The sequence below is a fragment of the Poseidonibacter sp. genome, from assembly GCF_041821165.1.
Classification (GTDB): domain Bacteria; phylum Campylobacterota; class Campylobacteria; order Campylobacterales; family Arcobacteraceae; genus Poseidonibacter.
Genome location: NZ_JBGUES010000066.1, coordinates 1 through 11,153 on the forward strand (window position 1 = coordinate 1; position 11,153 = coordinate 11,153).

The following is an 11,153-nucleotide window of genomic DNA, read 5'->3' on the forward strand; positions in this document are numbered from 1 at the left end:
TAAATTCAGGTGAAATTGAAACGGATATGTTAAGTCATGTAAAATTTCAACGTATTATGGATATAAATCTAGAACTTGCAAATGAGTTAGATAAAGATAAGTTATTTGAAATGATTTTAACTTAAACAAGAGAATTAACACATAGTGAAGCTGGAACTTTATATATAAAATCAGAAGATAAAAATTTTCTTGATTTTAAAGTTGTACAAAATAAACCATTAGATATTTATATGGGTGGAACAAAAAGTGAAATTACTTGGGATTCCTTACCTTTATATTTAGAAGATGGTTCTTTAAATAAATCAATGATTGCAGCTGTTTCTGCTTTAGATAAAAAGATTATAAATATAAATAATGTTTATGAAAATGATGATTATGATTTTTCTGGTACAAAAAACTTTGATAAAAATACTGGTTATAAAACAAAATCAGTATTAGTAATACCTTTAACTAATCATGAAGATGATGTTATTGGTGTTTTACAATTGATTAATAAAACAAAAGTTTCAGGAAGAGTTACACCTTTTGATAAAGTAGATGAAGAGATTTTAAAAGCACTTGCTGCTCAAGCTGCAATGGCTTTAACAAATAGTCAATTAATTACAAGTTTAGAAGCATTTTTAAATGCCTTTGTATCAACAATTGCAAGTGCTATTGATGCAAAATCAAAACATACTTTATGTCATATAAATAAAGTTTCAAAATTAGCACCATTAATTGCTCAAGCTATTCATGATGATGATACTTTATATAAAGATGTTAAATATACAAAAGATCAAATGCAAGAGATTGAACTTGCAGCAAAAATGCATGATATTGGTAAAATTTCTATGCCTGAATCAATTATTGATAAGGCTACAAAATTACAATTAATGTTAGATGGTATTGATATTATAAAAGAACGTGCTGAAATTATGAAAAGAGATTTTGAAATTTTATTATTAAAAAATGAAATATCTCAAGACGAGTATGAAACTAGAAATAAAAACTTACAAGAAGATATTCTTTTCTTAGAAAAAGTTAATATTGGTGGTGAGTTTATGAGAGATGAAGATATTGAAAAAATAGAAGAAATATCTTTATACACTTATTTAAAAGATGGAAAAGAAGTACAACTATTAACAAATGAAGAGAAATATAACTTATCAATTAGAAAAGGAACATTAACAGCAGAAGAAAAACTAATTATGAATTCTCATGCAAAACTTTCATATGATATGTTAACTGCACTTCCTTTTCCAAAAAAATATAGTAATGTTGTGCATATTGCAGTAAATCATCATGAAAAACTAAATGGTAAAGGATACCCAAGAGGTTTAAGTGAAAAAGATTTAGTTCTTGAAGATAGAATTATGATTTTAGCAGATATATTTGAAGCATTAACAGCAAGCGATAGACCATATAAGGGTGCAAAAAAACTTTCTGAAGTATTTAAAATTTTATCATTTATGGCTAAAGATAATGAAATTGATGCAGATTTACTTAAATTCTTTCAAAATAGTAAGACTTTAGAAGAGTATGCTAAAGATCAATTATTACCAATGCAAATTGATGAATTTAAGTCAATTTAGATGAAACAAAAAAAAGCTTTTAAAAAATTTTTTACCTATTTAGGTTTATCTTTATTTATAGCTTTTTCTTTGTCTTTATTATATATTTTCTACCCTACTTTACCTGATTCAATTGATAATAGACTAAGAGATAAACTTTTTACAATTAGAGGTGAAATACCAAATACACAAAATGTTGTAATAATTGATATAGATGAAAAATCTTTAGAAACCTTGGGTCAATGGCCATGGTCTAGAAATAAAATCGCTACTATTTTAAATAATTTAACTCAATCAAATATTGGAATTATTGCTTTTGATATGGTTTTTGCAGAACAAGATAATAGCTCCCCTCATAGTGTATTTGAAAAATATGGGATTAAAAAAGATAATATCCCTAATTATGATTTAGATTTTGCTCAAACTATTGCAAATACTCCTACGATTTTAGGTTATCAATTTGAATTAGAAAAAACAGATTTTGTTAAAAAAACTGCTCCTGAAATTCCAGCTATTTTCATTGAAAAAAATAAAACTTTAGATGAACAGTTTATGATAAAAGCAAAGGGTACTATTTTAAATATTCCTCTTTTACAAAATAATGCTTACTCAAGTGGTTTTTTTAATAATATCCCAGATGAATCAGGAATTATTAGAAGTGTACCTCTTGTAATATCATATGATGATATGATATATCCTTCCTTAGCACTTGAAGTTATGAGAATAATTACAGATACGAATAAAGTATTTGTAAATTATAATGAGCAAGGTGTCTCAAATATAACGTTAAAAGATATGGTAATTCCAACAGATAGATATGGAAGAATATTAGTAAATTTTAGAGGAAAAGAAAAAAACTTTAAGTATTACTCTGCACTTGATATTTATAATAATAACTTTGATAAAAAAGAGATTGATGGTAAAATTGCATTAATTGGAACTTCTGCTGCTGGTTTACTTGACTTAAGAGCAACACCTTTTGAATCTGTTTATCCAGGAGTTGAAGTTCATGCTAATGTTATTGATAATATTATCCAAGGTGATTATATTTACAAAGCTGCATGGATTGATGGAGCTAATATAGCTATAATATTTATATTAGCAATATTTGTTGTTTTAGCAACAACTTATACTCCATTTTTTGTAAATCCAATTATTTATCTTGCTGTATCTTTTATAACTTTATACTCAATATATGAAATATTATTTACGCAAGGAATTGTACTTAATATATTTTTTCCTATTATTACAATATTGTTAAGTTCAGTTTTTACTACTTTATTTGATTATTTTTATGAGATAAAACAAGAAGAAGCAATTAAAGAAAAATTTGCCTCAAAAGTTTCTAAAAATGTAATGGATAAACTTCTTCATGATTTACATAATAGTGAATTTCAAGCAATGGAAAAAGAAGTTACAGTATTTTTTAGTGATGTTAGAGGTTTTACTAAAATTTCAGAACAAATGAATAGTGCCAAAGAGTTAATTTCATATTTAAATGAATATATGGAGCCTATGAGTAACATAATTATTAAACATGATGGAACTATTGATAAATATATAGGTGATGCTATTATGGCTTATTGGAATGCTCCTGCTAATGTTAAAGATCATGCAGATAAAGCAGTACTTGCATCATTAGCTCAAATTAAATCATTAAAAGCATTAAATGAGCAATTTGCAAAAGAGAATAAACCTTTTATAGATATTGGTATTGGATTAAATACAGGACTTGCTGTTGTTGGTGAAATGGGAAGCAAGGGTAGAAGTGATTATACAGTTATAGGTGATGCGATTAATCTAGGTGCAAGACTTGAGTCTTTATGTAAATATTATGATTCAAAACTTAATATTTCAAACTTTACAAAAGAGCAATTAAAAGAAGAGTATATTTTTAGATTTCTTGATTTGGTAAAAGTAAAAGGTAAAAATAAACCTGTTGAAATATGGCAAATTCATGGAAAAGCATATATAAATACAGAACAAAAAGAAGAGCTATTTTCATATCATAAAGCAATAGAATTATATAAAAAACAAAATTTTAAAGATGCCTTAGATATTTTTATAAAACTTCAAAATAATGATATGAAAACTAACAAAAATATTTATAAAATTTATATAAAAAGATGTCAAGAGTATATTCAAACACCTCCAAAAAATTTCACAGGTGTATATGAACATAATACAAAAGGTTAAAAACTATAATAAAGATTTGTTCTAAGTGAATACTTATCATATTCATATATTTTTTGATTTGAATTAGTATCTGTATAGTTTGCACTAAGTCCTAATGCTAAATTTTTATTAATTGATTTAATAATTCCTGAACTAATAGTATATGATCTATCTTTTCGTTTTGTAAGAAAATCTACATCTTTTTGTTTATATAAATTCTTTGATACTTCAATTAAATTTGTTAATAACATTGTTTTATTTAAAGGGTATTTATTATCAAGTTTTATATTTGCAAAGTTTTGATCAACATCAGTTCTTAATCCCTTATCTTTTTTTTCCGTTCCTAGAAGAAAAGATATTGAACTTGTACCATAATTTTGAGATGAAAAAATAAATTTATTTGATAATTCATAAACTTTTGAATCTTTAGCTTGATATAAACTTTGAGTAAAATCTTTTTTACTGATTTTAAAATAACCCTCATACATTAGTTTTTTATTAATAATTGTTTGAAGTGTTGGTGTTAAAGAGAAGTTATTTAAGTAACTTTTTGAGTCTAAATTAATATGATTAAAATCAAGTCCTAGAGAAAATTTATTATTGTTTTTTTGATATGATAAAGCAGAACCTAATGCAATTAAATCAATATCTTTTTCACTAAATGTTGTATAGTGTTGAGTATATGCTAAAAACTTATTTTCCATAAATAGACTTTTATTAAGAACATAAGTGTGATTTAAAGACAATGCTAAATTTATGATTTCATCAGAATCTTGTTGGTTATTAAAAGGAAATGTTCCACTTGAAATTGTAAATTTATTGATATCTGAATTATTATTTATATTTGAGTCATATCCTAATCCAAAAATAAATGTTGATTTAATAAAACTCTTTTTATTTTTTGTTTTTAAACTTGCTAAACTTAACTCTATATTTTCTCTTACTTGTTTTGGTATCTCATTTGATAGAACTTCTTTAAATATAGTTTCTGACTTATCATACTCTTTTAATTTAAAATAAGTTTGTGCTAATTCTAGTTTTACCCTTAAGTTATTCTCTTGAATATTTAAAATTCTTTTATATGAAATTAATGCATCATCATATTTACCTATTTCAAAAGCGCTTCTTGCAAACATAAATGTAACTTCTTTTGAAAAGTCATTGTTTTGTAAATATTCTTTAAAACCATTATATGCAGATAAAAAATCTTTATTTTTATATGCAAGTAAAGAGTTTTCATAATTGTTATTTTTTAAAATCCCAGAAGAACTTATAGTATCTTGGGCATAAGTAAAAGATTGTGCCAATGATAATAGAAGTAAAGACTTACATACAAAAGCACTATTTTTATTTATAATTTTCATTAATATTTCCTATTCTTATACTATATTATTATTTTTTATCAGCTTTAAATGAGCCAATTGCATTTGATTCACCTGAACCAAAGTTAAATGTTCCACCTACACTTTTAATTTCACCAGTACCAAAATATTTACCATTAATAGTATTTACTTCATCATTTAAAGAAAATCCATTATTAGAAGCTGTACCATTTGTAAAATTCCCACTTAATGAACTACCAGAAGCTGTTTTAAAAGCATAATCTCCACTAAAAGTGTTTGTTCCTGCACCAAAATTAAAATTTAAATTTATAGCATTATTTGAATCAAATTTAATTGCATCAAAACTTGAACCACTTACAACAGCACCTATCATATGCCCTGAGAAGTTAAGTTGTTTAAGAACAGTAGAATCAATTAATTTTTGTACAACATCAGCATCTGTTTGAATACCTGCAACCCATGTTGAATAAGCATTTATTTTAGTAATTTCTTTAGTTTCTAAATCTTCAATTCTTGAAGTCCAATATCCCCATGAACTTTCATTATCAAGATTTTCAACATATTTACCATCTACAATATCATCAGCTATTGATACCAACCATGAACTATTTTCAACTAATTTTTTACTAGTATCAGAATAGCTTGCTATCTTAACTCCAAAATTGTCATCATTTATATAATAAGAAGATAAATCACTTACATTTCCATTTAATGTAAAAGAGTTCCTGTCCGCTTTTGAAATACTACCATTAGTAAAAGTTCCCGTATCTTTATTTACACTAAAAGCTATTGCATTATTTGTTTCATGGGTTTGATTATTATTTGTATTAAGTAAAGTAGAAAGTCCATTATAATTTGCAGTTCCAGTACTTGTATTTGATTTTTTTGAATCTATAAAAAAAGTTTCTGCTAATTTATCACTTTGGTTAGAGGCTACTTCTTCAGAGTTAATATTTAAACCTTCTACTTGTGAGGCATTACTAGATACCTTACTTTCTTCAATCGTTCCATATCCTCCTAGTCCTTGTGCTTGGCTACCATATAATTGTCCAGAGACATCACTATAAAGTTTTGTTTCAACTCCTTCATTATCTACTTTATACTGATAAGTTTTTGCAGCTATCGTGCCATCATCATTTAACTTTGCAACACTAAATCTTGAACCTGATGATTCTATACTTGTTTCAGTACTACTTGCTGTAATTGATTTAGTTTTTGCATTAAGTAGTATAGAAGTACTAGTTTGAGTTGTAAAATAAGAGTAATATGTAGTATTACTTGAATCATAATCAACTCTTAAACCTTTAAAGCCTTTATATGTATAAATTTTATTAGTATCTAACATTGTAGAATTTGACTTTAGTCCACTATATAATAAATCATTATAAGTATATACCTTTGAATCAATCGTCCAAGAGCTATTTGCCCATCCTATAACAAAATCTCCTAAATTATCAGAATGAATAGTATAATTTCCTTGATATGAATTTCCATTTATTTTATGAGAAAAAGATATATTTCCTATATCACTATGTGATAAATAAGTTGTTTGATTAGAAAAGTCATGATTTAATTCACCTGTTTTTAAAATACTTGTTTCTAAACCAGTAAGTCCTGAATTAAAATAAGTGATATCTTGTTTATAATCTGCTAATTTAACTTTGTTTTTAAAAATATCTATTGCAGTAGTTCCTGATAATTTAAAACCATAATTAACTTCAGTACTTTGATTTTGGTTCAATACTAATGCTGATAATTGGTATCCTGTAGCATTTGTAGTTCCATCTATTTTAATCTCTAATATAGCTTCACTTGTTACATTTTTATCATCTGTAACTACAATTGGAATAGATAATGTTTTTACATCTCTTAAATTTAAAGACTTATACTCACTGTTCTTTGCATCAAAACTATATGTTCCATTACTATTTAATACAAACCCTGCTGGTATAGTTGTTCCATCTTTTACTTTATAACTTAATGTTGCATTTGTACTTAATTCTTTTGTAACAATTGTTCCTTCTATTACATTTATTTTTGTATTTTTTAAACTTGCAACAGTTTTTATGCTTTCATCTTTTTTTGAATTATTCGATTCTTCAGTCACATTTTGTGTTTCATCTTCTGTTGATACTGTAGTTGAAACTTCTTTAGTATTTGAAGAATCTGTATTATTATCGATTAATGAAGCATCTTGTAATTCTTCTAATCCTGTTATAGTTACTGAATCAAGATTTAATTCCGTTGGGATTTCTGGATTTTGAGAAACTGTAATTGTGATAGTTTCAGAAGTAGTTACCTCACCTTCTGTTTTTGTAATTATAATAGTATCAGTACCTTCAAACCCAGGTTTTGGTGTATAGTTAACACTTCCATCTTTTTTAATAGTAACAGTACCATTTTTAGCATTTGCTTTTGTAGTACCTTTTTTATCAATAGAATTTTTTGTTGTAAAATCTACAGATTTATTTTTTTTATTAACTTGTAGTTCTGATTGTAATTGTTTAAATGATTTATTATCTAAGACTTTTGGCTTATTTGGAACCTTATCAACAAAGGTGTCAACAATATTTCCTGATTCAACCATATATGTTACACCAAAAGATGTAACATCAATAACACCTTTTGTACATGCAACTTTATTTTGATCACCATATATTTCAGTACCTCTAATACCAATTGATGCTGATTTTGTTTTTAGTTTAAATTTAGAAGGGTTTATTTTACCTATTCTTCCAGTAATCGTACGAAATGCACCTTTTACAAAGTTAAGTTTTGTACCTGAAGTCATTGGTTTATCTTCATCATAAATATATTCTTCAATATTTAATGTTGAATTTTTTCCTAATGAAACAATAGTATTATCATTTAAAGAAATTTTCACTTTTGAATTTTCTTTTGTATTTATAATATCTTTTTTTTCAATTTCATTTCCAAGAACAGCAATAAGAATTTTTCCTTGTAAAGAAGTAATTGAACCAATTGATGCAAATAACGAACTACAAAATAATAAGAGTAATAAAAGTATATAATGCAAGTTTAACCTTTTTTTTATGTAAAAACTCGGTATTATATCTAAATTATAATTATCAAAAAAACAAAGTTGTAAAAGTAATATACAAGTATTTAATATAAGTATCAAATATACTCTAAATCAAAGAATAAAAAATTATTCCAAATTCCAATATCTAAAATACAAAGCCATTTATAACAGATTTTTAGATATAGTATATACTTTAAATTTAAATATATTTAAACTATAAAAGTCAATTTAAACTTATAAATAAAATAAGTTTTACAGGAGTTATATAAAACTAATGGCACTAATAGACCTACAAAACATTTCAAAACAATACGATACAAAAATAATTTTAAAAGATGTTAACTTTACATTAAACCAAGGGCAAAGAATCGCTGTAATTGGTCAAAATGGTCAAGGTAAATCTACATTATTTAAAGTTATTATGGGGCAAACTGAACCAGATGCTGGGGTAATGGCTATTGATAAATCTTTAAAGATTGAAATGTTAGACCAACAACCAAGATTTAAAGATGGACTTAATGTTAGAGATGCGATTGAAAATCAATTAGATGAATTAAAATCTGCAAGACTTGAATATGAAGATATTACAAGTAAACTAGCAACTCAATATGATGATGAAAATTTACTTAAAAGACAAAGTCAATTAGCTACTTTTTTAGATTTCCATGATGCATGGGATTTGGATAATATGATTGAGAGAGTTTTAAAAGAGTTTCAACTAAAACAATATGAATTTAAAGATGTAAATTTATTAAGTGGAGGTGAGCAAAGAAGAGTTAGTTTAGCTGGACTTTTACTAAAAAAACCAGATGTTTTACTTCTTGATGAGCCTACAAACCACCTTGATGTTTATATGGTTGAATTTTTAGAGCAATTACTACTTAAAAATAATTTTACACTTTTATTTATTTCTCATGATAGATATTTTATTGATAATGTTGCTACTACTGTTATTGAAGTTGATGGAGGAAACCTACGAAAATTTAATGGTGGGTACTCTTCTTATTTAGAACAAAAACAGCAGCTTTTAGAAAATATGCAAAAAGATCATGATAATTTATTAAGACTTGTAAAACGTGAAGCTCATTGGATGCAAAGAGGAGTAACAGCTAGAAGAAAAAGAAATGAAAGAAGAAAATCTGAATATCTAGATCTTAAACAACAAGCTAAATCAAATCCTGCATATATTAAAAAAATGAGTATTCAACTTCAAAGAGAACAAAAATCATTTAATACAGAAGACAAACAAAAAAACAAAAAGAAAATGTTATATGAATTAGATGATATTTGTAAATCACTTGGAGATAAAGAACTAATAAGAGATTTTACAACAAGAATTGTTCAAAAAGATACAATTGCAATTGTAGGTCCTAATGGAAGTGGAAAATCTACTTTACTTAAAATCTTTATGGAAAAAATGAAAGTGGATAAGGGTTCATTTAAAAAAGGAGATTTTAAAGTTGGATATTTTGACCAGCAAAGAGAATCTTTAGATGATAATAGAAACCTTATGGATACATTCTGTCCAAATGGTGGAGATAGAGTTGATTTACAAGATGGACGAAGTCAACATGTTTATGGATACTTAAAAAATTTCTTATTTCCTAGAGAATATTTAGAGAAAAAAGTTGGAGTATTAAGTGGTGGTGAAAAAAATAGAGTTGCATTAGCTTTATTATTTACACAAAAAATAGATTGTTTAATTCTTGATGAGCCTACAAATGACTTAGATATTCCAACTATTAATATTTTAGAAGAGTATTTACAAAGTTTTCAAGGTGCATTAATAATCGTTTCTCATGATAGATATTTTGTAGATAAGATTGCAAAAAAACTTTTTGTATTTAAAGGTAATGGCGAAATCATGGAAAGTTTCCAACCTTATACTGAATATTTAGAAATTGAAAAAGAGCTATCTGACCTTAGTATTTTAGAAAATGATATAAAAAAAGAAGCTACAATTACAAGTGCTCAAACAAATGTAAAAAAGCAAACGAAACTTTCATATAAAGACCAAAGAGACTACGATATGCTTCCTGTAGAGATTGAAAAACTAGAAGAAGAGATTGAGCAGATAAATGAGTGTTTAATGAATCCAAAATGTTATGAAGAAAAAGGTATAGTTGCCGTTTCTGAAGAACTTAAAAAAGTTGAAGAAATTTATGAGCAAAAAGTCGAAAGATTTTTAGAACTGGAAGAGCTAATAGAAAGCTTTAATTCATAAGAAGATATAATAACCAATTATATCACGATATTATTATAGGATAAAATAAAAATGAGTTTAAAACAACAATTAAAAGATGATGTAAAAACAGCAATGAGAGAAAAAAATGTAGTAAAAAGAGATTCTATTAGAGCTATTAATACTATGATTAAACAAATTGAAGTTGATGAAAGAATTGAACTTGGTGATGAAGATATTATAAAACTTGTTCAAAGAGGTATTAAACAAAGAGAAGAAGCAATTATTCAATACAAAGAAGCTTCAAGAGAAGATTTAATAGCAAGAGAACAAGAACAAATAGATGTATTTAAAGAGTATTTACCAGCACAAGTATCTGATGAAGAATTAGAAGCAGGAATGAAAGAAATTATAATTGAAACTGCATCAACTTCTATGAAAGATATGGGAAAAGTTATGGGTAAAGCAACAAAGAAATTTGCAGGTGTTGCAGATGGAAAAAGAATAAACGAAATGGTTAAAAAACTTTTAGCATAACCATTTTTTCATAAACTACTTAGGACTAGAAATATGCACAATGAATTTGGAAATATAATTGAACAATTAACAGAAAAAGAAAAAAGCAACTTAAATGATGATAATATTAATTCAAATGAAGGATTAATATCATTACTTTTAAAAAGAGTTGCTCCTGAAAATGTAGAAGAGTTAGCTTCTTTATTAGAGCAATCTATAATTCCTTCTATTTGTTCAGAAACAGATGATGAAATTAGTCGTCTATTTTTAAAAATAAATGCCGATGTTAATCTTTTATTCGATAAAGAAATACAAGCTAAAATAGAAGATTTTATCTTTAAAAG

General features: G+C 25.8%; 6 protein-coding genes and 2 pseudogenes. 6 read left to right on the forward strand and 2 right to left on the reverse strand.

What is annotated here, in order from left to right; genetic code table 11:
- Positions 1-143: 143 nt before the first annotated feature.
- The 3 genes and pseudogenes from ACERKK_RS06805 to ACERKK_RS06815 form a co-directional block, all read left to right on the forward strand.
- Positions 144-572, forward strand: a pseudogene (locus ACERKK_RS06805) (GAF domain-containing protein); the annotation flags it as partial.
- Between the two features lie 468 nt (positions 573-1,040).
- The gene (locus tag ACERKK_RS06810; RefSeq protein ID WP_373772340.1) at positions 1,041-1,571 is read left to right on the forward strand and encodes an HD-GYP domain-containing protein; all 531 of its coding nucleotides are present in this window, start codon (positions 1,041-1,043) and stop codon (positions 1,569-1,571) included.
- Positions 1,572-3,746 (forward strand): CHASE2 domain-containing protein, encoded by a 2,175-nt coding sequence (locus tag ACERKK_RS06815; RefSeq protein ID WP_373772335.1) that lies wholly within the window; start codon positions 1,572-1,574, stop codon positions 3,744-3,746.
- Here ACERKK_RS06815 and ACERKK_RS06820 read toward each other — a convergent pair.
- Both ACERKK_RS06820 and ACERKK_RS06825 read right to left on the reverse strand, forming a co-directional pair.
- A complete protein-coding gene (locus ACERKK_RS06820) occupies positions 3,743-5,089 on the reverse strand; it encodes a surface lipoprotein assembly modifier (RefSeq protein WP_373772336.1) in 1,347 nt (448 codons plus the stop codon). The two genes, ACERKK_RS06815 and ACERKK_RS06820, sit on opposite strands and share 4 nt — an antisense overlap.
- Before the next feature lie 28 nt (positions 5,090-5,117).
- Positions 5,118-8,105 (reverse strand): FecR domain-containing protein, encoded by a 2,988-nt coding sequence (locus tag ACERKK_RS06825; protein ID WP_373772337.1) that lies wholly within the window; start codon positions 8,103-8,105, stop codon positions 5,118-5,120.
- A 280-nt stretch (positions 8,106-8,385) separates the two neighbouring features.
- Between ACERKK_RS06825 and abc-f the strand changes: the two genes are divergently transcribed.
- The 3 genes and pseudogenes from abc-f to ACERKK_RS06840 all read left to right on the forward strand — a co-directional run.
- On the forward strand, positions 8,386-10,335 hold the full coding sequence (gene abc-f, locus ACERKK_RS06830) for a ribosomal protection-like ABC-F family protein (protein WP_373772338.1): 1,950 nt from the start codon (positions 8,386-8,388) through the stop codon (positions 10,333-10,335).
- 51 nt (positions 10,336-10,386) lie between these two features.
- A complete protein-coding gene (locus ACERKK_RS06835; protein ID WP_373772339.1) occupies positions 10,387-10,830 on the forward strand; it encodes a GatB/YqeY domain-containing protein in 444 nt (147 codons plus the stop codon).
- Between the two features lie 33 nt (positions 10,831-10,863).
- Positions 10,864-11,153, forward strand: a pseudogene (locus tag ACERKK_RS06840) (GGDEF domain-containing protein); the annotation flags it as partial.

Excerpts from the sequence above, each read along its gene's own strand:
- ACERKK_RS06810 (WP_373772340.1), top strand. The coding sequence starts at position 1,041 with ATGAGAGATGAAGATATTGAAAAAATAGAAGAAATATCTTTATACACT.
- abc-f (WP_373772338.1), top strand. The coding sequence starts at position 8,386 with ATGGCACTAATAGACCTACAAAACATTTCAAAACAATACGATACAAAA.
- ACERKK_RS06815 (WP_373772335.1), top strand. The coding sequence starts at position 1,572 with ATGAAACAAAAAAAAGCTTTTAAAAAATTTTTTACCTATTTAGGTTTA.
- ACERKK_RS06835 (WP_373772339.1), top strand. The coding sequence starts at position 10,387 with ATGAGTTTAAAACAACAATTAAAAGATGATGTAAAAACAGCAATGAGA.
- ACERKK_RS06820 (WP_373772336.1), bottom strand. The coding sequence starts at position 5,089 with ATGAAAATTATAAATAAAAATAGTGCTTTTGTATGTAAGTCTTTACTT.